Source organism: Herbidospora sp. RD11066, assembly GCF_054661255.1.
In genome coordinates this window covers 819,319-839,942 of record NZ_BAAGDO010000001.1, presented here as the reverse complement: position 1 = coordinate 839,942, position 20,624 = coordinate 819,319, and the positions used below count along the sequence as shown (strand labels likewise).

Annotated in this window: 21 protein-coding genes; 9 read left to right on the top strand and 12 right to left on the bottom strand. The window is 70.8% G+C overall.

Annotated features, from left to right (window positions below; all coding sequences use genetic code 11):
• The first annotated feature begins 61 nt into the window (after window positions 1-61).
• The 3 genes from ACYQ78_RS03900 (at window position 62) to ACYQ78_RS03890 (ending at window position 2,215) form a co-directional block, all read left to right on the top strand.
• Window positions 62-406 carry a hypothetical protein gene (locus ACYQ78_RS03900; protein WP_459799259.1) on the top strand — a complete coding sequence of 115 codons (345 nt, stop codon included), beginning with the start codon at window positions 62-64 and terminating at the stop codon, window positions 404-406.
• Window positions 407-482: 76 nt separating this feature from the next.
• On the top strand, window positions 483-1,097 hold the full coding sequence (gene pnuC, locus ACYQ78_RS03895) for a nicotinamide riboside transporter PnuC (RefSeq protein WP_459799258.1): 615 nt from the start codon (window positions 483-485) through the stop codon (window positions 1,095-1,097).
• Complete coding sequence (locus ACYQ78_RS03890) at window positions 1,094-2,215, top strand: AAA family ATPase (protein ID WP_459799257.1); 1,122 nt, start codon at window positions 1,094-1,096, stop codon at window positions 2,213-2,215. The genes pnuC and ACYQ78_RS03890 overlap by 4 nt, the downstream gene beginning before the upstream one ends.
• On the opposite strand, the gene ACYQ78_RS03885 is transcribed toward ACYQ78_RS03890, so the two are convergent.
• Genes ACYQ78_RS03885 through ACYQ78_RS03870 form a run of 4 tightly spaced genes read right to left on the bottom strand, consistent with a single transcriptional unit; the run spans window position 2,163 to window position 5,405 of the window.
• Window positions 2,163-2,843: a GNAT family N-acetyltransferase gene (locus tag ACYQ78_RS03885; protein ID WP_459799256.1), complete on the bottom strand. Its 681-nt coding sequence runs from the start codon at window positions 2,841-2,843 to the stop codon at window positions 2,163-2,165. The two genes, ACYQ78_RS03890 and ACYQ78_RS03885, sit on opposite strands and share 53 nt — an antisense overlap.
• Window positions 2,843-3,814, bottom strand: a complete 972-nt coding sequence (locus ACYQ78_RS03880; protein ID WP_459799255.1) for a transporter substrate-binding domain-containing protein — start codon at window positions 3,812-3,814, stop codon at window positions 2,843-2,845. The genes ACYQ78_RS03885 and ACYQ78_RS03880 overlap by 1 nt, the downstream gene beginning before the upstream one ends.
• Before the next feature lie 14 nt (window positions 3,815-3,828).
• Window positions 3,829-4,554 carry an amino acid ABC transporter ATP-binding protein gene (locus tag ACYQ78_RS03875; RefSeq protein ID WP_459799254.1) on the bottom strand — a complete coding sequence of 242 codons (726 nt, stop codon included), beginning with the start codon at window positions 4,552-4,554 and terminating at the stop codon, window positions 3,829-3,831.
• The gene (locus tag ACYQ78_RS03870) at window positions 4,551-5,405 is read right to left on the bottom strand and encodes an amino acid ABC transporter permease (protein WP_459799253.1); all 855 of its coding nucleotides are present in this window, start codon (window positions 5,403-5,405) and stop codon (window positions 4,551-4,553) included. The genes ACYQ78_RS03875 and ACYQ78_RS03870 overlap by 4 nt, the downstream gene beginning before the upstream one ends.
• A gap of 104 nt (window positions 5,406-5,509) precedes the next feature.
• On the opposite strand from ACYQ78_RS03870, the gene ACYQ78_RS03865 reads away from it, so the two are divergent.
• Window positions 5,510-6,352: a hypothetical protein gene (locus ACYQ78_RS03865; RefSeq protein ID WP_459799252.1), complete on the top strand. Its 843-nt coding sequence runs from the start codon at window positions 5,510-5,512 to the stop codon at window positions 6,350-6,352.
• Here ACYQ78_RS03865 and ACYQ78_RS03860 read toward each other — a convergent pair.
• A complete protein-coding gene (locus tag ACYQ78_RS03860) occupies window positions 6,308-6,697 on the bottom strand; it encodes a hypothetical protein (RefSeq protein ID WP_459799251.1) in 390 nt (129 codons plus the stop codon). The two genes, ACYQ78_RS03865 and ACYQ78_RS03860, sit on opposite strands and share 45 nt — an antisense overlap.
• A gap of 143 nt (window positions 6,698-6,840) precedes the next feature.
• Between ACYQ78_RS03860 and ACYQ78_RS03855 the strand changes: the two genes are divergently transcribed.
• Complete coding sequence (locus ACYQ78_RS03855) at window positions 6,841-9,582, top strand: alpha/beta hydrolase (RefSeq protein WP_459799250.1); 2,742 nt, start codon at window positions 6,841-6,843, stop codon at window positions 9,580-9,582.
• Here the strand turns inward: ACYQ78_RS03855 and ACYQ78_RS03850 are convergent.
• Entirely contained in the window at window positions 9,543-10,229 is a 687-nt protein-coding gene (locus tag ACYQ78_RS03850; protein ID WP_459799249.1) for a GNAT family N-acetyltransferase, read from the bottom strand. The genes ACYQ78_RS03855 and ACYQ78_RS03850 overlap by 40 nt on opposite strands.
• A gap of 17 nt (window positions 10,230-10,246) precedes the next feature.
• Here ACYQ78_RS03850 and mtnC point away from each other — a divergent pair, with 17 nt between their 5' ends.
• Window positions 10,247-10,891, top strand: coding sequence for an acireductone synthase (mtnC, locus tag ACYQ78_RS03845; protein ID WP_459799248.1), 645 nt, complete (start codon window positions 10,247-10,249; stop codon window positions 10,889-10,891).
• Window positions 10,888-11,496 carry a DNA-3-methyladenine glycosylase family protein gene (locus tag ACYQ78_RS03840; RefSeq protein ID WP_459799247.1) on the top strand — a complete coding sequence of 203 codons (609 nt, stop codon included), beginning with the start codon at window positions 10,888-10,890 and terminating at the stop codon, window positions 11,494-11,496. The genes mtnC and ACYQ78_RS03840 overlap by 4 nt, the downstream gene beginning before the upstream one ends.
• Here ACYQ78_RS03840 and ACYQ78_RS03835 read toward each other — a convergent pair.
• Window positions 11,475-11,987, bottom strand: a complete 513-nt coding sequence (locus tag ACYQ78_RS03835) for a GNAT family N-acetyltransferase (protein ID WP_459799246.1) — start codon at window positions 11,985-11,987, stop codon at window positions 11,475-11,477. The two genes, ACYQ78_RS03840 and ACYQ78_RS03835, sit on opposite strands and share 22 nt — an antisense overlap.
• 30 nt (window positions 11,988-12,017) lie before the next feature.
• Here ACYQ78_RS03835 and ACYQ78_RS03830 point away from each other — a divergent pair, with 30 nt between their 5' ends.
• Complete coding sequence (locus ACYQ78_RS03830) at window positions 12,018-12,659, top strand: 1,2-dihydroxy-3-keto-5-methylthiopentene dioxygenase (RefSeq protein ID WP_459799245.1); 642 nt, start codon at window positions 12,018-12,020, stop codon at window positions 12,657-12,659.
• Here the strand turns inward: ACYQ78_RS03830 and ACYQ78_RS03825 are convergent.
• From ACYQ78_RS03825 to ACYQ78_RS03810, 4 genes are all read right to left on the bottom strand, one after another.
• The gene (locus ACYQ78_RS03825) at window positions 12,638-16,708 is read right to left on the bottom strand and encodes an NACHT and WD repeat domain-containing protein (protein WP_459799244.1); all 4,071 of its coding nucleotides are present in this window, start codon (window positions 16,706-16,708) and stop codon (window positions 12,638-12,640) included. The two genes, ACYQ78_RS03830 and ACYQ78_RS03825, sit on opposite strands and share 22 nt — an antisense overlap.
• A gap of 6 nt (window positions 16,709-16,714) precedes the next feature.
• Entirely contained in the window at window positions 16,715-18,061 is a 1,347-nt protein-coding gene (locus ACYQ78_RS03820; protein ID WP_459799243.1) for an NAD(P)/FAD-dependent oxidoreductase, read from the bottom strand.
• A 21-nt stretch (window positions 18,062-18,082) separates the two neighbouring features.
• The gene (locus tag ACYQ78_RS03815) at window positions 18,083-18,499 is read right to left on the bottom strand and encodes an ATP-binding protein (RefSeq protein WP_459799242.1); all 417 of its coding nucleotides are present in this window, start codon (window positions 18,497-18,499) and stop codon (window positions 18,083-18,085) included.
• A 101-nt stretch (window positions 18,500-18,600) separates the two neighbouring features.
• Window positions 18,601-19,365, bottom strand: a complete 765-nt coding sequence (locus tag ACYQ78_RS03810; RefSeq protein WP_459799241.1) for a SigB/SigF/SigG family RNA polymerase sigma factor — start codon at window positions 19,363-19,365, stop codon at window positions 18,601-18,603.
• Window positions 19,366-19,551: 186 nt separating this feature from the next.
• Here ACYQ78_RS03810 and ACYQ78_RS03805 point away from each other — a divergent pair, with 186 nt between their 5' ends.
• Window positions 19,552-19,893, top strand: a complete 342-nt coding sequence (locus ACYQ78_RS03805) for an STAS domain-containing protein (RefSeq protein ID WP_459799240.1) — start codon at window positions 19,552-19,554, stop codon at window positions 19,891-19,893.
• Here the strand turns inward: ACYQ78_RS03805 and ACYQ78_RS03800 are convergent.
• The gene (locus ACYQ78_RS03800; protein ID WP_459799239.1) at window positions 19,890-20,585 is read right to left on the bottom strand and encodes an ANTAR domain-containing protein; all 696 of its coding nucleotides are present in this window, start codon (window positions 20,583-20,585) and stop codon (window positions 19,890-19,892) included. The genes ACYQ78_RS03805 and ACYQ78_RS03800 overlap by 4 nt on opposite strands.
• Window positions 20,586-20,624: the final 39 nt, after the last annotated feature.

Sequence of the window (20,624 nt, the reverse complement as noted above, 5' to 3'; positions counted from 1 at the left end):
AGAGTCGCGGGCTGAATACTCGACGCGCTCCCCCCGGAACACCCTCTCTACAGGAGTACCGATGCGCTACCTGAGCATTCCCTTCGCCGTTCTCGCGGCCGGTGCGTGCCTCACCCTGTCGACCCCGGCGGGAGCCACGTCGACGCCGGTTTCCACCCAGGCGGCGGTCGACGGCTACCAGGTCGTCACCCTGCCCAACGCCAACGTGCCGAACTTCCAGCGCCGTACGGTCAACTGCCCGGCCGGTAAGCGCGTGATCGGCGGCGGCGCCGAGGCCCAGGGCCCCAACGCCGTGCTGGTCGGCTCGTTCCCCACCGACGGCGGTAACGGCTGGATCGGCCTCGGCCGCCAGATCGGCAACTCCACCGTCGGCATCAGCGTGTTCGCCATCTGCGCGAACGCCTGACCTGCGTAAACCGCCGCGGCTCCCGTTGGGGGCCGCGGCTCTTCTTTGCCGCGCCGAATGTTAGCGTTTGGCCACTATGACCGATCTGCTCGGACCGTTACTCGAACCGGCGTTCTTCATCGGCGGGGTGCCCACGAGCTGGGCCGAACTGCTGGGGTTCGCCACCGGCCTGCTGACCGTCTGGATGGTCGCCAGGCAGAACATCTGGAACTGGCCGCTCGGGGTCGCCAACGTCATCCTGCTCGGGCTGGTCTTCCTGACCGCCGGGCTGTACGCGGACGCGGCGCTCCAGATCGTCTACGTCGTGCTCGGCCTCTACGGCTGGTGGAGCTGGCTGTACGGCGGCGCCGGGCGCACCGCCCTCACGGTCACCCGGACCGAAACCACCGAATGGATCTGGCTGGGGCTCGCCGGGGTGGCCACCACCGCGCTGCTGACGGCGCTGCTGTCGGCGTACACCGACTCGGCGGTGCCGTTCTGGGACGCGCTCACCACGGCGTTGTCGCTGATGGCGACCTATGGGCAGACGCGCAAGCGGGTGGAGTCGTGGTGGCTCTGGATCGCGGCGGATGTGGTCTACATCCCGCTCTATGCGTACAAGAATCTGTATTTGACGAGTGTCCTGTACGTGGTGTTCCTGGCGCTGTGCGTCATGGGGCTGCGGGCGTGGCGGCTGGCGGTGGCGCGGTGAGTTTCGGACACGGGCTCGTCATCGGGAAGTTCTATCCGCCGCACGACGGCCACCGTCATCTCATCGACACGGCGGCGGAGCGGTGTGAGCTGGTCACGGTGGTCGTGGCGGCCAACGCGGTGGAGACGATCCCGCTCGCGGACCGCGCCGCCTGGCTGCGCGAGGCCCATCCGCAGCCCAACGTGGTGATCGCCCCGGTCGTGGACGACATCGAGATCGACTACGACGACCCGGAGATCTGGACCGCCCACGTGGAGGTCTTCCGGTTCGCCCTCGCGCTCGCGCACGGCCCCGGCGTGGTGATCGACGCGGTGTTCAGCTCCGAGGACTACGGCCCCGAGCTGGCCCGGCGGTTCGACGCGACCCACGTGCCGGTGGACCCCGGGCGCACGAGGTATCCGGTCAGCGGCACCCTGGCGCGGGAGGACCCGGTCGCGGCCTGGCCCTTTCTGAGCCCGGCGGTCAGGGCCCATCTGGCCAGGCGGGTGGTCGTCGTCGGCGCGGAGTCGACCGGCACGACCACGCTGACCCGCGCGCTGACCGCCCACTACGCCGCGCGCGGCGGCGTGTGGGCGGCGACCCGCTGGGTGCCCGAGTACGGCCGCACCTACTGCGAGGAGAAACTGGCCCTGGCCAGGCGCGCGGCGAAGGCGGCCGGAGAACCGGAACCGTGGATGGACGACCTCCAATGGCGGCCCGAGGAGTTCGAGGTCGTCGCCGAACGCCAGCTGGCCTGGGAGGACGCCGCCGCCCGGGTGGGTTCGCCGGTGCTGTTCTGCGACACCGACCCGTTCGCCACCGCTTTGTGGCAGGAGCGCTACGCCGGGACGACCAGCGACGAGGTGTGGCGGATCGGCGACCGCGCCCGGCACGACCTGTGGATCCACACCAGCGTCGAGGGCGTCCCCTTCGAGCAGGACGGCTGGCGCGACGGCGAGCACCTGCGGCACGCCATGGACGCGCGGTTCCGCGAACTGCTGACCGCGCGCGGGATGCCGCACCTGGTCGTGTCCGGGCCGCCCGCCCAACGGCTGGAAGCCGCGGTGCGGGCGGTGGACCTGCTGTTCAGCGTCCCGGCACCCGGACCTGACGGAACAGCCGGCGCGTCCGGAGGGTGAAGCCGAGCTTCTCGTACAGGCGGATCGCGTTCACGTTCGACGCCGAGGCGTGCATGAACGGGGTCTCGCCGCGCGCCCGGATCCCGGCCGCGACCGCGAGCACCAGCCTGGTGGCCAGCCCTTGGCCTCGGAACGAGGCGTCGGTGCAGACGGCGCTGATCTCGGTCCAGCCCGGCGGGTGGAGCCGTTCCCCGGCCATCGCGATGAGTTTGCCCTCGTGGCGGACGCCCAGGTAGGTGCCCATCTCGATGGTCCGGGGCAGGAACGGCCCGGGTTCGGTGCGGGCCACCAGGTCGAGCATGTCGGGCACGTCGTCCGGGCCGAGCACTTCGGCGTCGGCGAAAGGCTCGCCCCAGACCGCGCTGCCGTCGAGCTGTACGCCCTCGATGTTCTGCACGGTCTCCCAGCCGTCGGGCGCGGGGTCGTCGATGGTCAGGGTGATGAGGCCGTCGGGCCCCGCGAAGGAGGCGATGCCCGCCCATTCGTCCGGGCCGGGGGAACCGGAGATGCCGAGGAAGACCGAAACGTCGGGCCGGTAGCGGCGCACGCCGCCCCGGATTTCGGCGAGGTGGGCGTGCGGGCCGGTCAGCGCGGCCCAGGCGGGGTTGTCGAGGATGTGCGGTGCCATCAGCCCTCCTGGCGGGGCAGGCCGGGCGGGTTGATCTGCGACTCGGGGATGGCCTCGTTGCCCAGGCCCCAGCGGTCGAGCACCTTCTGGTAGCTGCCGTCCTTGATGACGCTGTTGAGCGCCTCGTTGAGCGGCTTGACCAGGCCGTTGTCCTTGAGGGTCATCGCGGCGATGAGGCCCTGGAGGTCGGGCCCTGCGCCGGAGGCGGTGCCGACGATCTTGGTGTCCTTACCCACGGCGACGTTGTAGGCGATGCTCGGGTTGGGGCCGAAGTAGGCCTGGATGCGGCCCGACTTGAGGGCGAGCAGGGCGTCGCCGTAGAGGTTGTAGTAGGAGATCTCGGCGGGCTTCAGGCCGGCGTCCTTGTTCGCCTTGTCCCAGTCGAGCAGGATCTTCTCCTGGTTGGTGCCCGAGCCGACCGAGACCTTCAGCCCGGCGATGTCGGCCGGCTTGGCGATGGCGGCGATCGGGCTGCTGGCGGCCACCTGCCAGGCGAGCTGGTCGACGCGGTAGGTGGCGAAGTCGTAGATGTCCTTGCGCTCCTCGGTCACCGTGACGTTGTTGAAGACCGCTTCGAGCTTGCCCGACCTGGCGGCGACGAACAGGTTCTCCCACGAGCTGATCTCGTTGACGTACTCGAGGCCGAGCACGTCGGCGACGAGCTGCGCGAGGTCGGTCTCGACGCCGATGTAGGTGGTGTCGTCGTCGGCGAGGAACCCGAGCGGGGGCGCGCCCTCACCGCTGTGGCCGACGAGGAGTTTGCCGTCGGCCGCGATGGCGGGCGGCACCTGCGCGGCGATGGCGTCGACCTTCTGCGCGCGGATCCGCTGCTGGTCAGGGCTGGTGTTGACGCCGCCACCGGTCGAGGAGGCGGCGGGAGCGGGTGGCGCTGCCGCGTTCTCGGGCGCGGGGTCCGCACCACACGCGGCCAGGGCGAGCAGCAGGAGTGCGGGCACGGCGAAACGACGCATGAGAGGGGTTCTCCTTAGAGGACGCGGCTGATGAAGGCGCGGGTGCGGTCGTGCTGGGGATGGTCGATGACCTGGCCGGGCGGACCCTGTTCGACGACGAGGCCCTCGTCGAGGAAGACCACGGTGTCGGCGGCCTCGCGGGCGAAGCCGATCTCGTGGGTGACGACGACCATGGTCGTCCCGGATTTCGCCAGGTCCTTCATGACGTCGAGGACCTCGCCGACCAGTTCGGGGTCGAGCGCGGAGGTGGGTTCGTCGAACAGCACGACTTTGGGGTCGAGGGCCAGCGCGCGGGCGATGGCCACCCGCTGGCGCTGACCGCCGGACAGGGTGCCCGGGTAGGAGTCGGCCTTGTCCTCCAGGCCCACCCTTGTGAGGAGGCGGGCCACGGTGGCGGCGACCTCGGCCTTCGGGCGGCGCTGGGCCGAGAGAGGGGCTTCGGCGACGTTCTCGCGGACGGTCAGGTGGGGGAACAGGTTGAAGTTCTGGAAGACGAAGCCGATCTTCGTACGCTGCTTGAGGATCTCCCGTTCGCTGCGGTGGCCGACCAGTTCCCCGTCGATGTGGACGGTGCCGGCGTCGGGCTTCTCCAGGTGATTGATAGCCCGTAGGAGGGTCGACTTGCCCGACCCCGACGGGCCCAGGACGACGGTGACCTCGCCTTTGGCGACCTTCAGGCTGACGCCGCGCAGTACGTGGAGGGAGCCGAAGCTCTTGTGTACGCCGTCGATCTCGATCATGCCCGGCCCCGTCCGTAGTGGCGTTCGATGTAGTGCTGGACCAGCGACAGGACCGTCGTCAGCGCGAGGTACCAGAGGGCGGCGACCAGCAGCAGCGCGACCACCCGGCCGTTGCGCATGTAGATGACCTGGACCTGGTAGAAGAGCTCGGGCAGGGCCATGATGTAGACCACCGAGGTGCCCTTGACCAGGCCGATGATCTCGTTGCCCGCGTTGGGCACGATGCTCCGCATCGCCTGCGGCAGGATGATCCGGAAGAACCGCCGGGCCCTCGGGATGCCCAGCGCGGCGGCGGCCTCCCGCTGTCCCGGCTCGACCGCGAGCAGCCCGCCGCGCACGATCTCGGCGGCGTAGGCGGCCTGGTGCAGGGCCAGCCCGAGCGCGGCGGCGGTGATCGGCCCGATCAGGTCCATCGTGCCGACGGAGAAGAACGCGGGCCCGAACGGGATCCCGAACGACAACCGGGGATACAGCAGCGCCAGGTTGTACCAGAACAGCAGTTGCAGGATCAGCGGCACGGCCCGGAACACCCAGACGTAGCCCCAGGCCACCGACGACAGCAGCGGGTTGGGCGACAGCCGCATGACGGCGAGCACACCGCCGAGCGCGAACCCGAACACGGTCCCGAGCGCTGTCAGCTCCAGCGTGAGCAGCACGGCGCGGAGCACCGAGGGCGCGAACAGGTACTCCCCGACGACCTCCCACTCCCAGGCCGGGTTGGTGACCAGCGAGTTGGCCGCCATCACGAGCAGGAGCAGCACCCCGGCGGCGGCCAGCCAGCGGAACGGATGCCGGGTGGGCGCCACCCTGGGCCCGGTGTCGGACCGGATCACCGGTGCGGTCGTCGTCATGAGTCAAGCTCAGCACGATCACCACATTTCCGTCAAGTCCTACTTGTTTAGTAGGTAATTATTTCCTACTATCCCAGTGGGAAAAGTCCACTCGAGGAGACCACATGACCCTGCATCTGGCCGCCGCCCTCGACGGCGCCGGGTGGCACCCCGCCGCCTGGCGAACCGAGGGCGCGAGCCCCGACGCCCTGTTCACCGCCGCCTACTGGACCTATCTGGTCCAGGAGGCCGAGCGAGGGCAGCTCGACTTCGTGACCTTCGAGGACACCATCAGGCTGCGGACCTGTCCGGGAGACGAGGTCACCGGTCCCCTCGACGCCATGCTGCTGGCCACGGCGACGGCGCCGCTGACGTCCAGGATCGGCCTGGTCCCCGCGGCGGGCGGCGGCGAGGCGGCGGCCGGCCTCGCCGCCCTCGACCGGGCCGGACCCGGCCGGGCGGGCTGGCTCACCACCGGCGAGCTACGCCCCCGCGTGCCCGGACGTCCCCTGATCGCGACTTTGGCGGGCCCGGCCCTGCCGGTCGAGACGGCGGCCAAGTGCGCCGACGTCGTGTTCGTCACCCCGCACGACCGCAGGGAGGCCGCCGCACTGGCGGACCGGGCCCGGCGGGCGGCGCCCGGCGTGACCGTCCTGGCCGACCTGGTCGTCTTCCTGGACGGCACCGGCCTGAAGGAGCGCCTCGACGACCTCGACGGCGCCGCCTTCACCAGCGACGCCCACATCTACTCGGGCACCGCGACCGGGCTGGCGCACCTGCTGCTCGACTGGCGGGCGGCGGGCGTCGACGGCTTCCGGCTGCGGCCCGGCGCGCTCCCGAACGACCTGCGGGCCATCACCCGCCACCTGGTTCCGGCACTCCGCGCGCGTGGCGCGTTCCGCCCCGGCCACCCGGCCGGGAACCTACGCGACCGGTTCGCCCAGAAGAGGTACGCGCGGGTGTCCTAGGAGCACCACCTGGGTCGCCACCTCGGCGGCCACCAGCGAGATGCGGACGCGGGCCTCGGCCACGGCGGTGGCCGGGGCGTCGCCGTCGACCGCACCGGCGGCCTCCGACAGCGCCAGCACGGCCTCCCGCAGCCGGGCCCGCACCGCGTCGCACGCCTGCCCGGACTCGGCCAGCCTTCCCTCGGCCGCGCCGAGTTCGATGGCCGCCGACAGCACCTGGGCGAGCAGCCCGGCGGACACCTCCGGCCACTCGGCCAGCAGTTCCGCCCTGCGGTGTCGCGCCTCCGCGAGGTCGACGGCGGCGAGCAGGCGGAGATCCCTGGTCAGGGTCCGGGTGACGCGCATGTCGGCTAATTTACCTACATTACCTACATAGTCAATGGGAAATCGCCATGGAACATTCGGGAAACATGATCAAGAGCTCGCGGTAACAAACCGCACATAACGTGCGAATCGCACCACCCGGCTCGTACGAGTAAGGCTCCCCCTTGCGCCACACGCTTCGCGGCACCGCCGCGTTAATCTCCCTCGTCTGTCTGTCCACGTTCACCACCGCTCCCGCCTCGGCCGCAGCCGCCGACGAGGACTGGACGGTCGACCGCGTGGCCGGTGGCTACAAGGTCACCCTGAACCTCGATGAGAAACTCCCGATCGACTCGAGCGCCCCCTCGCTGCTCGCCGACGGGAAGGTCCTCGGTCCGGCGACCGAGTCGGCCGACGGGAAGTCCCTCTTCCTCGTCACCGCCGACCCGACGGTCACCTCCGCCGCCGAGATCACCACCGACGTGCTCGACGAACCCGCCGCCCCGCAGGCCAGGGCTGCGGCGGCCACCCTCGCGCAGGTCCAGAAGACCGCCCTTCAGGACGACCCCTCCACGTCGGGAACGTTCCAGGTCAAGGAGGGTGTGTACGACTTCGGCGACCAGGCGATCCCGCTGCTCAACATCGGCGGCATCCGCGGCGAGCTCACCGGCAAGATCTACCTGCCGGTCTCCCGCGAGCGGAAGCCGCTCGTGATCTTCCTGCACGGCCGCCACACCTCCTGCTACGGCACCGGGGCCACCAACCCCAACCGCTGGCCGTGCCGGCCGTCGCCCGACAGCCCCTCGCAGCGCGCGACGATCCCCAGTTACATCGGCTACGACCTGCCGGCCCGCGCGCTGGCCAGCAACGGCTACGCCGTGGTGTCGATCTCGGCCAACGCGATCAACTCCAACGACAACCAGCTCGCCGCCGACTACGGCGCGCAGGCCCGTGGCCAGCTGATCCTCGACACGCTGACCATGCTGGAGAACGCCGACGACGGCGATCCGGTCGTCTACCACGACGCCTTCTACAACCGTGACGTGACGCTGGCCCAGGCGCTCACGGGCGCGGTCACCCCCGCCGACCTCAAGCGGGCGTTCGACTTCCAGAACGTCGGCATCATGGGGCACTCGCGCGGTGGTGAGGGCGTCACGGCCGCCTCGACCCTCAACGACGCGCTGCCGCTCTACAAGCAGTTCGGCATCAAGGCGGTGCTGCCGCTGGCGCCGGTCGACTACGACCGCATCTCGGTGCCCAACACCGTGACGGCCACGATCCTCCCGTACTGCGACGGGGACGTGGAGAACCTCATGGGCCAGCACATCGTGGACGACTCCCGGCACAGCTTCGACGACAACGTGCTGCGCTCGGCCGTGCTGGTGCAGGGCGCCAACCACAACTTCTTCAACACGATCTGGACCCCGGGCCTGTTCCCGGCCAGCACCGGCGACGACTGGTCGGTGGGCGGCAACGGCGGCAACGACCCGGTCTGCAACCCGGCCGCGGCCACCACGCTGCGCCTGACCGCGCCGCAGCAGGAGAAGGTCGGCGCCGTCTACATGCCGGGCTTCTTCCGGCTCGTGCTCGGCGGCGAGAAGCAGTTCCTGCCGCTGTTCGACGGCTCGGCCGTCTCGGTCCCGTCGATCGACTTCTCGGACGTGACCAGCGCCGCCACCCAGCCCGCCGGTGCGCGCAGGGACCTGGCGACCTTCGAGAAGCCCGAGGCGAACGTCTCGGTCACCGGTGACGCCGCGCTCTGCTCCAGCATGGGCGGCAACGGGGGTCTCCAGATCCCGCAGGCCGAGCCGTTCTGCGCGACCGCGACCAACCAGGCCGCGCTCCCCCACTGGTCGCCCGCGACGTGGGCGTTCAACATCCCGTCGTCGCCGATGATGCGGCTGAAGTCGGGCACCGTCACCGTGGCTCTTAAAAACGATCTTTCGGTGTACGAGCAGCTCTCGGTCAAGGTCGCGGCCGACGAGACCGTGGCGACGTCCACCGACGTCACGATCACCGTCACCGACGGCGCCGGCAAGACCTGGTCGTCGCCGGTCTCGGCGCTCAACTCCCGGGCGGTCACCCGCCTGCCCGGCAGCACCTCGCCGTGGCTGAAGAAGGTCATTCTCCAGCAGGTCACCGTCCCGCTCGCCTCGACCGGCCTGAACCTGACGGACATCCGCCAGGTGTCCTTCACCGGTACGGGCGTCTACCTGTCCGACCTGTCGGCGGAGAACCGGGCGGTCGGCGCCCGGGTCGCCCGGCAGCAGATCGCGGTGGACGTCGCGCCCGCCCGGGTCGACGAAGGTTCCGGCCCGGGCACGGCGTCGATCGCCGTGGCGCTGTCGGCCCCCGCCGACCACGAGGTCTCCGGTTACGTCAGCGTCTTCGGCTCGGCCACCGGCCGCGCCGGGATCTCGATGAAGAAGGTCACCTTCGCCCCCGGCCAGACCTGTGTGACCGTTCAGGCGGGCACCCTCGGTGACACGGTCGCGAGCAGCACGGCGTCCACCGCGTTCAAGGTCTCGGTCACCAACACGGCCGGGGCGGTCATGGGCGACGGGGGCTTCGGCACCCTCACCGTCCGTGAGGACGACGGCAACGTCACCACCCCGGCGTTCGGCAAGCCGGGCGAGGCGTGCGCCGAGTACGCCGCCTCGCTCAAGCCGGGCAACCTCATCGTGACGAACGCGGTGGTCGCGGGCGGCTCGAACCCGGTCAAGGCGACCGGCTACCGGGCCGGAGAGAGCGTGGAGTTCAAGCTGGACGCCACCGTTCTCGGCCGCGCCGTCGCCGACGCCACCGGCACGGTCACCTTCACCGCCGCGATCCCGGCGGGCACCCCCGTCGGCAAGATCACCCTCAGCGGCGTCGGGGCCGGTTCGGGCTACACCACTTCGGCGGTGTCCCGGGTCAGGGCCTCCTGAGGCCGCAGCACCCGGAACGTCACGTTCCGGGTGACGGTGAACCCCAGTGATTCGTACAACCGGATCGCGTTGACGTTGACGGTGGCGGCGTGCAGGAACGGCCGCTCGCCCCGGGCGCGAACGCCCGCCACCACCGCCAGCACCAGCCGTGACGCCAGACCCCGCCCCCGGTGGGCGGGGTCGGTGCACACGGCGCTGATCTCCGTCCAGCCGGGTGCCTTCAGCCGCTCCCCGGCCATCGCGATGAGCCTGCCCTCCTCACGGAGACCCAGGTAGGTGCCCATCTCGATGGTGCGCGGGGCGAAGGGGCCCGGCTGGGTGCGAGCCACGAGGTCGAGCATCTCGGGCACGTCGTCCGGCCCCAGGACGACCACGTCCCCAGCCTCTCCGGCCACGGCCGAACCCTCCATCTGCACTCCCGGGAGCGCGAAAAGCGTCTCCCAGTCCTCGGCCGCCGGGCCCTCGCAGGTGGTCAGCACCTGGCCGTCGAGGTCGGCCCAGTCGCCGGGGCCGAAGGCGTCGGGAACGGCCGCGAAGGGCGACACGTCGAGGGGATAACGCCTGGTCCGGCCGTTGACGACGGCGAGGTGGGCGTGCGGGCCGGTCAGTGCGGCCCAGACGGGGTTGGCGAGAACGTCGGTTTCCACCGCTCCATAATGGCCCCATGACCTGCTGGATCGTGCTGGACATCGAGGGGACGACGAGTTCCACCGAATCCGTCCATGTCGGGCTCTACGCGTACGCCCGCCCGAGGCTCGGCCCGTTCATCGACGCCCACCGCGACGATCCGGAGATCGCCCGTGCCGTCGCCGAGACCGGGGGCGCCACAACCGGCGAGACGGTCGAGATCCTCACCGGCTGGATGGACGCCGACGTCAAGGCCACCCCGCTCAAGACCATCCAGGGCCGCATCTGGGCCGAGGGCTTCGCCAACGGCGACCTCCGGGCGCACTTCTTCCCCGACGTACCGCCGAAGCTGCGGGAGTGGCGCGACGCGGGGCGGCGGCTCGCGATCTATTCGTCCGGGTCCGTCGTGGTGCAGCACGCCTGGTTCGCCCGGTACGCCCCTCTCATCGAGGCCTACTTCGACACGGTGACCGCAGGGCCGAAAAGGGTCGTGGAGTCGTACCGGAGAATCGCCGACACCCTCGACGGCGACCTGCTGTTCCTGTCCGACCTGCCGGCCGAGCTCGACGCCGCGAAGGCGGCGGGCTGGCGGACGATCGGAGTGCGGCGCGCGGGCGAGCCCAGCGAAGACGCCGATTTCGGCGACCATCCCGTGGTGGCGTCGTTCGCGGAGATCCCGTGAGCCCCTACGGGCACTTGGCGGCGGCCGATCCGGTGCTCGCGCGCCTGATCGGCGAGGTGGGCGAACCCGACCCGTTCGCGTGGTTCAGCCCTGAACGGTTCGGCCCGACGAACTTCTCGGGGATGGTGCTCCACATCGTCAGCCAGCAGATCTCGACGGCGGTGGCGTTCACCTTCTTCGACCGCATCAAGGCCGCTCTCGGCGGATTTCCGACCCCCGACGGAATCCTGGCCCTGGGCGCCGAGGGGCTGAGGGCCTGCGGCCTGTCCGGCGCGAAGACCAGGTATCTCCTCGATCTGGCCCATCGCCGCATCGACCTGGAAGACCTGTCGGATCTGCCCGACGACGAGGTGATCCGCAAGCTGACCGAACTGAAAGGCGTGGGCGCGTGGACGGCGCAGAGCTTCCTCATCGCGCAGCTCCACCGCCCCGACGTGCTGCCGGCCGGTGACCAGGGGATCAGGCGGGCCGTCGAGCGGGCCTGGCAGCTGGAGGGGCTGCCCTCCATCGCGGAGGTGCAGGCCAGGGCGCTGCCGTGGGCTCCCTATCGGACGTATGCCGCCGCCCTGTTGTGGCGGTTCTTCTACGGCGCCACGGCCGCGTAGGTCACGACGTCGTGCCAGCGCCCGTTGGTCTGGAACAGCTGGCGGAGCGTGGCCTCGGGGCGCAGTCCCGCGTCGAGCATGATCTGTTCCATCAGCACCTGGTCGCGGCGGTGCCCGGCCCAGACCCGGTGGATGCCCAGGTGGCTGAAGGCGTAGTCGATGAGCAGCCGCCCCGCCTGCGCGCCGCGCCCCTGGATCGGTGAGCCGGGCAGCAGCACCAGCCCGGTGATCATCGCGTTGCTGCCGTAGTCCTCCAGGAGCAGGCCGATCAGGCCGTGGACGGTGTCGTCGTCGGGCTCGGTGATGGCGAGGGTGATCCGCCGCTCCGACCGCAGCCCGGCCAGGAAGGTGGCCCGTGCGCGGTCGTCGTCCATGCGGTCGACGCCCAGATAGCGGGTGAGCACGGCGCTCGTGTAGACCTGCGTGTAGACCTTCAGGTCGGACGGCCGCAGACTGCGCAGACGCACGTCGGGCCCGCGAAGATCGATCATCCGGCGAGCCTTTCCAGACAGAGTGTTCCCATGATCACGGAGCGTAGCAGCGGATCGGATCCCGGCCTGGCGATCACCCGCCCGCAGTGGTTCGCTGGTTCCATGACCTACCTCACCGTCTATTCCGACGACGCCTCCCTGCTCCAGCGGACCGAAGATCCCGCCGAGATCGCGGCGACCCTCGACGAGATCGGCGTCCGGCTGCGCCACTGGGACCTCCTCCCGACCGGGGTCTCCGCCGAGGAGGTGCTGGCCGCCTACGCCGACCAGATCGCGAAGGTGAACGCCGAGGAGAACTACACGTTCGTGGACGTCGTCCAGCTCGGCCCCGAGGCGGCCGCCGACGTGGCGGCGGGCGCGCGGGCGAAGTTCCTCAACGAGCACACCCACGACGACGACGAAGTGCGGTTCTTCGCGCGTGGGGCCGGGATCTTCTACCTGCACGTCAGCGGGAGGGTCCACGCGGTGCTGTGCGAGGCGGGCGACCTGCTGAGCGTGCCGGCGAAGACGACCCACTGGTTCGACATGGGCACCAGCCCCGACTTCTGCGCGATCCGCTTCTTCCACGACGACGACGGCTGGGTGGGCGACTTCACCGGCGACGCCATCTCCTCGCGCATCCCCGACTTCGACGCGATCGTCGCCGGCCGTCAGGGGCAGACCTTCTCGTAGCGGAGGGCCGGCACGTTCCTGGTCCATTCCGAGGGGGCCGGGCCACCCCGGGTGATGGCGCACGCCCTGGTCACGGGGTCGTCCTGGATCGGCCTGAGGTAGGAGAGGTCCCACAGCGTCACCTGCTGATCCCACGTGTCCCCGCCCCAGCCCGCGACCGCCAGGGTCTTCCCGTCGGGCGCGAAGACGGCCGACGTCGGCGAGCCGGTCAGGGTGACCGGCCCGGCGAGCAGGTGGGGGCGCACCGGGTCGGTCAGGTCGCGCAGGAAGAGCAGCCCGTCGCGGTCACCGGACACCAGCAACCGGCCGTCGGGGCTGATGGCCAGGGCGCCGACGTACGCGGTGTGGCCGCCCAGCGCGTCGCCGATCATCCGGGGGTGGGCCGGATCGGCGAGGTCCCACAGGGAGATCCGGTAGTTGCCGTCGGCCGCCGCGAGCAGCCGCCCGTCGGGAGAGAAGGCGACCGGACCGGTGACGTCGCGCAGAGTGGCGACGGGCCCCGACTCGTTCCACAGCACGACCGCGCCGTAGGGCGGGGCGACCGCGAACAGGCCCTGCCGGGAGAACACCACCGGCTCGCCGATCCCCTCGGGCAGGCCGATCTCCCGGGGCACGGCGCCGGTCACGTCCCAGGCGCGGACCCCCAGGTTGCCCGAACCGGCCAGCAGGCGCCCGTCGGGAGCGAACGTGACGAAGCTCGTCACGCCGGGGTCGCGGGCCAGCGGCGCCCCCATCTGACGCGGCCCGGACAGGTCGGTGAGGTCCCAGACGACCAGCCGTTCGGCGCTGGCGGTGACCAGCCGGTCTCCCGACGGCGAGAACGCCACGCCCTTGACGGTCGATTCGTGACCGCCGAGACGCGGGAAGATCTCGGTCCTGGTCGCCGCGTTCAGCAGCAGGGCGTATCTGCCCTCGCCCACCGCGAGCATCCGCCCGTCGGGTGAGTAGGCGACGTGCTCGGGATCGCCGGTGGAGTCACCCCGCACGCCCTCCTTGCCCGGGGTCCTGCCCAAGGGATAGTCGACCGAGCGGAATCCGGTCACGTCCCACAACGTGGCGATCCCCGAGTACGAGGTCGACACCAGGGTGCGGCCGTCGGGGCTGAAGACGAGGCCGGTCGTCGGAGTGTCGCTGGTGGGCAGCCTGGTGCCGCGCCTGACGGGGTGCGCCCGATCGGTCAGGTCCCAGAGGGTCAGCACCCCGTCGGGGCCGTCGACCACGAGGAGCGCCTCGGCCGGAGAGAAGGCCACCGAGGTCACCAGCCCGCCCTGACTGGTCAGCGGCTCCCCGAGTCGCCGGGGGCGGTCGAGGTCGGCGACGTCCCACAACGTCACCTCCTGGTCGGACCAGTCGATCGCGAGCGTGTCACCGGAGTAGACCACCGATTGGGGGGCGCCGCCCTTCCTGCCGGTCACCGGGTGGGCACGGCGGGCCGGCAGGTCCCACACGACCGCGGTGCCGTCGTTGTAGACCGCGGCGAAGCGCAGGCCGTTCCAGCTATAGGCGCCGGACACGAGGCGGGGGTTGCCCGGAACGGTCAGGCGCTCGCCCTTCTGGCGCGGGTGGGCGGGGTCGGTGACGTCCCAGAAGGTCAGGCCGTCGCCGCCGACGGCCAGGGTGGGGCCGGACGGCGCGAAGGCCACCACGTTCGGCAGGTCGCGGGGGGTGATGACGGTGGGGAAGCGCCGGGGACGGCGGGGGTCGGTCAGGTCCCAGAGGATGACCGTGTCGTCGATCGCACTCGAGGCGGCGAGCTTCCCCGAAGGATCGACGTCGACGCTGACGACCGCGTTGGTGTGGCCGGTGGTGTCGCGGGCGAGCAGACGCGGATCGAGGGGGTCGGCGATGTCCCAGACCTGGATGCCGCCGAGATCGTTGAAGCTGGTCACCGCGCCGAGGCCGACGACCAGGAGCCGCCCGTCGGGCGAGATGTCGACCGCACCGGCCCCGCCCTCGTTCCTGAGCTCGCCACGGAACGGACCGGCCAGGGTGGCCGTCAGGTCGGCGCGGGTCTCGGCGCCCGGGTCGAGCCGGTAGGCGGCCAGCCCCAGGTTCAGCGCGCCGCCCGGGTCGCCGCCCCTGACGATCCCCGCCCGGGTGGTCAGCGCGCGGGCGGTCGCGACACGTTCGCCGGTCGCCGCCAGCGCCGCCTGGCGGTCGGCCTCCCTGGCCGAGACGAACGCCACTCCGGCCGCCGCCAGCGCTCCCACCAGCAGCAGGACCAGCGTGGCGGCGACGCCCCGTCTCAGCCGGGCGCCCCGGGAGGCCGCGCGGCCGGAGGCGCGCAGGTAGTCGGCGGCGGGTGCGGGCAGGTGCCAGGCGGGGGCGGCGCGCTGGACGACCGTGAGCCGGACCCCGCGATAGAGGAACGAGGGGTCGCGGCCGCTCTCGTCCCAGTCGTGGGCGTCGTCGAGGAACTGGCTGCGCAACCGGTGCCCGGCGAGGTCCTCCTCCAGCCAGGCGCGCAGCCGGGGCCAGGTCGTGAGGAGCGCGTCGTGGGAGATCTGGACGACGTCGCCGACCGTGATCAGGCGGCGCCGGGCGAACGCCTCGGCCACCGCGTCGGCCGGGCCGTCGATCGTGCGCCTGACCAGCCGGACGTCGTCGTCGACGCCGGTCAGGTCGGTGAACAGGACCCGGGCGGCGACCTGCTGGTCGGGGGTGAGCTCGGCGTAGGCCGCCTCGGCCGCCGTCTCGACCGCCTTGGCGACTCCGCCGCTGAGGGCGTAGCCCCTGGCGGTCAGGCGGTCGCCGTCGCGGTGTTCCCAGGTGGTCAGCATCGCCTGGGACAGCAGCGGCAGCGCGCCGGGGCCGGAGAGCTCGGCGAGGATCGTGTCGGTGAGGCCGGGTTCGATCTCCAGCCCGGAGGCGTCGGCGGGCCCGGTGATGGCGCGGCGCAGTTCGCCCTGTTCCATCGGCCCGACCACGAACTGACGCTCCCGCAGGGCGCCCACCAGCTCGGGATGGGCGGCGCACCGGTCGATGTAGTCGCCCCGGACGACGACGATCACGGTCGCCGTCATCGCGGCCAGCGCCTTCACGAACGCCTCGGCCTCGCCGGTCTGGAAGATCTGCTCGAACTGGTCGACGACCAGCACCAGATCGCTCCCGGCCAGCACACCGGCCGATTCGGGCCGCTCCACCAGGGCGTCGTAGACGGAGGCGACGTCGGCCGAGGCCAGGACCGCGAGCGTCACCGCCAGGCGCAACAGGCCTGGGGTGATCACCCGGCGCGGGCGCTCAGGCCATTCACGGGCGAGGGCCGGCATCAGCCCGGCCTGGACCAGCGACGACTTGCCCACGCCCGAGGCGCCGGTGACGACGAACAGGCCGCGTTCGTGCCGGGAGAGCAGGCCGGTCAGGTCGGCGACGAGGCGTTCGCGGCCGTGGAAGACCTCGGCCTGGTCTTCGGTGAAGGGCTGCAGGCCACGGTAGGGCGGGCCGGGCCACTGGGCCGCGGGCCCCTCGGTGGCGCGGCGTTCCAGGGCCGATCTGACCAGGCGTACCTCGGTCGACTGGTGGCGGAGCAGGTCGATCATGAGCTGCTGCTGGGCGCCCTGCTGGTCGAGGCTGATCTGGAGGTCGTCGAGGGCCTCGCGCAGTTCGGTGCGCAGGAACGCGAACTCGGCGAACCGGCCGCCCAGGTCGGCGAACCCGGTCGCGAGATCGGCCCGGATGTCGTCACCGGCCGCGTCGAGCGCGACGGTGACCGCGCCCACGTCACGCAGCACGTTCGCGATCTCGGACCTCAGGGCGGCGGAGTCTCCGCTGGTCAGCGCGTCGTGGAGGGCCGCCTCGATGGCGGGTTCGACGGCCTCGCCCGGGCGGAGGCGGTCGACGGCCTGCTTCACGATGTCGGTCAGCACGTTGCCGCCCACGGCGGCCACCGCCCCGATCGCGGCGGCGCCCAGGCCCGAGGTGATCAGCGGGGCGAGGGTCCCGGCCGCGATGGCGGCCAGCAGCACGGGCGGGGTGTAGCCCCCTGCCCGCCGGGCTAATCGGGCGATACGGGACCGGAGTCCCGCCCGCATCGCCTCGGTCCGCTCCACATCCTCTTATCGGTCGGCGGGTGGGCGGGGGTTACTCGTGGCGTCCTCTGTTCTGATCGCGTACTCGAACTCTTCACGCGGCCGGGCCAGCGCGCCCAGGGCGACGACCTCGCGCTTGAAGAACAGCGCGAGCGTCCAGTCCATGAGGATGCGGGCCTTCCTGTTGAAGGTCGGCATCCGGGTCAGGTGGTAGGTCCGGTGCATGAACCAGGCCGGGAAGCCGCGCACCTGGAGCCCGTAGACGTTCGCGACCCCCTTGTGCAGGCCCAGGGAGGCCACCGATCCGGCGTTCTTGTGCCGGTAGGGCGTGCGCTTCTTTCCCCGGATCGTCGCGATCAGGTTGTCGGCGAGGACCTTGCTCTGCCGGACGGCGTGCTGCGCGTTGGGCGGGCAGAACCGGCCCGGCTGGGTCAGGTCGGGCACGGCCGCCGAGTCGCCGGCCGCGAAGGCGTAGTCGGTGCCGTCGATCAGCAGTTCCGCCGAGGCCGACACCCGGCCCCTGTCACCCGGAGGCAGGTGCTGGACGAGTGGGTTGGCCTTGACCCCGGCCGTCCACACGAGGGTCTCGCAGGGGAACGACTCGCCGTCGTCCAGGACCACCACGTCGTGCTCGACCGACTTGAGCCGGGTGTTGAGGCGCACCTCGATGCCGCGTTTGCGCAGCTCGTCGGCGGTCCACTCACCCAGGGAGGTGCCCACTTCGGGCAGGATCCGGTCGCTGGCCTCGATGAGGATCCAGCGCATCGAGTCGCGGTTGATCCCGTGGAAGTAGCGGCACGCGTCGGCCGTCATGTCCTCCAGTTCGGCCAGCGCCTCCACCCCGGCGAACCCGGCCCCGACGAAGACGAAGGTCAGCGCGCGGGCCCGCACCTCGGGGTCGTCGGTCGAGGCGGCGGTGTCGAGCTTGCCGAGGATGTGGTTGCGCAGGTGGATCGACTCTTCGACGGTCTTGAAGCCGATGCCGTGCTCGGCGAGGCCCGGGATCGGCATCGTCTTGGTGATCGAACCGGGGCAGAAGACCAGATAGTCGTATTCGAGGACCTTCTGCGGCCCCTCGGGCGGCTCGAACCGGGCCGACTTCCCGGCCAGGTCGATGTCACAGATCCGGCCGCTGAGGATCCGGCAGCGGTTCAGCACCTTCCGGAGCGAGACCACCACATGCCGGGGCTCCAGGTTGCCCGCCGCCGCCTCGGGCAGAAACGGCTGATAGGTCATGTACGAGTCGAGATCGGCGACGGTGATGCCGACTTTGCCCTGTTTGAGCTCCCGGCGCAGCCTGCGCTGGAGCCTCAGGGCGACGTACATGCCGACGTTGCCCCCGCCGACCACCAGAATTCTGGATATTGGGGTCATTTCATCCCCGTCCCCTCTGGCCTAGAGGGGGAAACGCATCACCACGGTCGATCCGGTCGCGCCCGTGACGACCCGCATGTCACTGCTGAGCCGCCGGGCCACCCACAGGCCCATCCCGCTCGTCGCGTTCTCACGCGGCGGGGTGTAACCGGGGGGTGACTCCGGCGACCAGTGCCGGCCCTCGTCGTGGACGTCGGCCACGAGGAAGCCCGGTTCGTACGAAATCCGGAGGCGGGCCTTGGTGGCGCCGTGGGTGACCGCGTTGGTGGTGACCTCGTTGAGGGCGACCAGGAAGTCGTTGACCCGGTCTTCCGGCATCCCTCCGCGGCGGGCCAGCGCAGCCGCGAACTCCCGCACGTCGGGCAGGTCGGCGAGGGAGAACGTGATCTCCTTCGCGCCACCCGGTGCGGGCGGCGGCGCGGCGCCGTCCTCGTTCACCCGCTAACGCCTTCCAGTAGTGGCGGCACTCCGAAGAAAGATACCCCGGGTCATCACGGCAGGTTGCCCGATATCCCAGGGAATCGGGTGGAAAGCCGCCATTAGGCGACAAGCTCCGCGCGGAGCTGGTCGAGAACCTTCCGCAGGATTCGCGAAACGTGCATCTGGGAGATGTCGAACTCGGCGGCGATCTCCGCCTGGGTCATGTTGCCATAGAACCGTAGCAGGAGGATGTTCTTCTCCCGCTCCGGCAGCCCGTCGATCAGCGGCTTGACGGCCTCGCGGTCGATCAGGGTGGAGAGGCTGTCGTCGCTGTCGGGGATCACGTCGCCGAGGGCGGCCGCGTCGTCGTCGGCGCCCATCGGGGCGTCCAGCGACAGGGTGCTGTAGGCCGAGGAGGCGTCCAGGGTGAGGAGCATGTCCTCCTCGGAGATGCCCATCCGCTCGGCCAGTTCGGCGACCGTCGGGAAGCGACCGTTCTCCTGGGTCATGTCGGCGACCAGGCGGTTGAGCTCCGACCGGCGCTCCTGGTAGATCCGGGGCACCCGGACCGCCCAGGTGCGGTCGCGGAAGTGCCGCTTGACCTCGCCGGTCATGGTGACCATGGCGTAGCCGCGGAAGCTGTGGCCGAGGGTGGGGTCGAAGCCGTTGATGGCCTTCATCAGCCCGACGTAGGCGGCCTGGAGGAGGTCCTCCATCGGCTCGCCACGGTGGAGGTAGCGGCGGGCGATGTCGCGGGCCATCGGGCGGTGCATCTCCACGATCAGCTCCCGCAGGCGGGCGGCGCGCTCATCGGTGGTGGTCTCGTCGATCAGCTCGACGAGCAGGTCTTCGGCGGTCACTTCGTTCATCAGGTCGGCAGGCATGTCGCCGTCTCCTAGGGGGTTCTGCGAGCGCCGCCCCTGGAACGCGAAAAGGTCCGCAGGGCGCGTCTCGCTCAAGAAAACCGAGACGAAGCCCTCTGCTGGACCTCTGCGACACATAATGCCCCGAATCGGGGCGTTACACAACTCCCTGAGGAACAGTAAGGTTGCGTCGAAGGAGGCGAGGCGTTGGCAACCCTGACGATGCGCTCGAGCGTCGTGGCGGAATACGCGGTGGTCCATATCGACGGGATCCTCGACGCCACCACCCGGGAGCAGTTCTCCGACCACCTCGATTCGGTCGTCGACGACCACGGATCAGACATGATCCTCGACCTGGGCGGCGTGACGTTCATGGACTCGCGGGCCCTGGGCCTGATCGTCCACCACTGGCAGCGGGCGACCGCCGCCGGCGGCTTCTTCGCCCTGGTCAACGTGCAATATCCGGCCTCGAAGGTGATGTGGGTGACCGGCCTCGCGCAGCGGCTCCCCATGTTCGACACCGTCGACGAGGCGGTCGCCGCCGCCTAGCTCTTCGCGTTCTTCTGCTGGTGCTCGGTGACCAGCAGTTTGGCCAGGTCGGCGACCTTGACCTGGTGGTGCTGGGAGATCCGGCGCAGTTCGTCGAAGGCCTCTTCGGGGGTGACCCCGCTGGCCTGCATGATGATGCCCTTGGCCTGGTCGATCAGCGCGCGCCCGGCCATCGCCTCCTGCATCTGGGCGGCGCCGGTCAGCACGTCGTCGAACTCCCAGATGTTGGCCAGCGCCACGGTGACCTGCTCGCGCAGGAGCTCGGTCAGCGGCACGTGGTCGGCGAACACGCCGGGGCGCACGCCGTACAGGCCGATGACCACGATCGCGCCGTCGACCTCGACGGGCAGCACCAGGATCGAGCGCACGCCGTGCCGGACGGCCGCGGCGGCGTAGCGGGGCCACCGCTGGTCGCGCATCACGTCGGCCACCACGATCGGCCGGCCGCTGCGCAGGGCCTCCCGTGAGGGGCCTTCGCGCAGGTCACGCTCTCGATCGCTGACGGCGATGAGCTCGCTGTGGGACGACGCCAGCAGCACCCGGTCGTCCATCCAGAGTTCGGCGGTGCCGCCCGCGCAGCCGGGCACGCCCCGGGCGATGGCCTCGGTCACCCCGCGCAGCACGCTCTCGGCGGAGGTTCCCTCGGTCACGCGTCCGAGGGCGGCGAGATCACGGGCGAGAATGGGAATCACAGGGAAGACCATTCCCCTAGTTTGGGGTCTAATCATCCG

What these genes read in the sequence shown, in the direction of transcription:
- ACYQ78_RS03900 (WP_459799259.1), top strand. Translation starts at nt 62, where the DNA reads ATGCGCTACCTGAGCATTCCCTTCGCCGTTCTCGCGGCCGGTGCGTGC.
- pnuC (WP_459799258.1), top strand. Translation starts at nt 483, where the DNA reads ATGACCGATCTGCTCGGACCGTTACTCGAACCGGCGTTCTTCATCGGC.
- ACYQ78_RS03885 (WP_459799256.1), bottom strand. Translation starts at nt 2,843, where the DNA reads ATGGCACCGCACATCCTCGACAACCCCGCCTGGGCCGCGCTGACCGGC.
- ACYQ78_RS03880 (WP_459799255.1), bottom strand. Translation starts at nt 3,814, where the DNA reads ATGCGTCGTTTCGCCGTGCCCGCACTCCTGCTGCTCGCCCTGGCCGCG.
- ACYQ78_RS03875 (WP_459799254.1), bottom strand. Translation starts at nt 4,554, where the DNA reads ATGATCGAGATCGACGGCGTACACAAGAGCTTCGGCTCCCTCCACGTA.
- ACYQ78_RS03870 (WP_459799253.1), bottom strand. Translation starts at nt 5,405, where the DNA reads ATGACGACGACCGCACCGGTGATCCGGTCCGACACCGGGCCCAGGGTG.
- ACYQ78_RS03865 (WP_459799252.1), top strand. Translation starts at nt 5,510, where the DNA reads ATGACCCTGCATCTGGCCGCCGCCCTCGACGGCGCCGGGTGGCACCCC.
- ACYQ78_RS03860 (WP_459799251.1), bottom strand. Translation starts at nt 6,697, where the DNA reads ATGCGCGTCACCCGGACCCTGACCAGGGATCTCCGCCTGCTCGCCGCC.
- mtnC (WP_459799248.1), top strand. Translation starts at nt 10,247, where the DNA reads ATGACCTGCTGGATCGTGCTGGACATCGAGGGGACGACGAGTTCCACC.
- ACYQ78_RS03835 (WP_459799246.1), bottom strand. Translation starts at nt 11,987, where the DNA reads ATGATCGATCTTCGCGGGCCCGACGTGCGTCTGCGCAGTCTGCGGCCG.
- ACYQ78_RS03830 (WP_459799245.1), top strand. Translation starts at nt 12,018, where the DNA reads ATGATCACGGAGCGTAGCAGCGGATCGGATCCCGGCCTGGCGATCACC.
- ACYQ78_RS03820 (WP_459799243.1), bottom strand. Translation starts at nt 18,061, where the DNA reads ATGACCCCAATATCCAGAATTCTGGTGGTCGGCGGGGGCAACGTCGGC.
- ACYQ78_RS03810 (WP_459799241.1), bottom strand. Translation starts at nt 19,365, where the DNA reads ATGCCTGCCGACCTGATGAACGAAGTGACCGCCGAAGACCTGCTCGTC.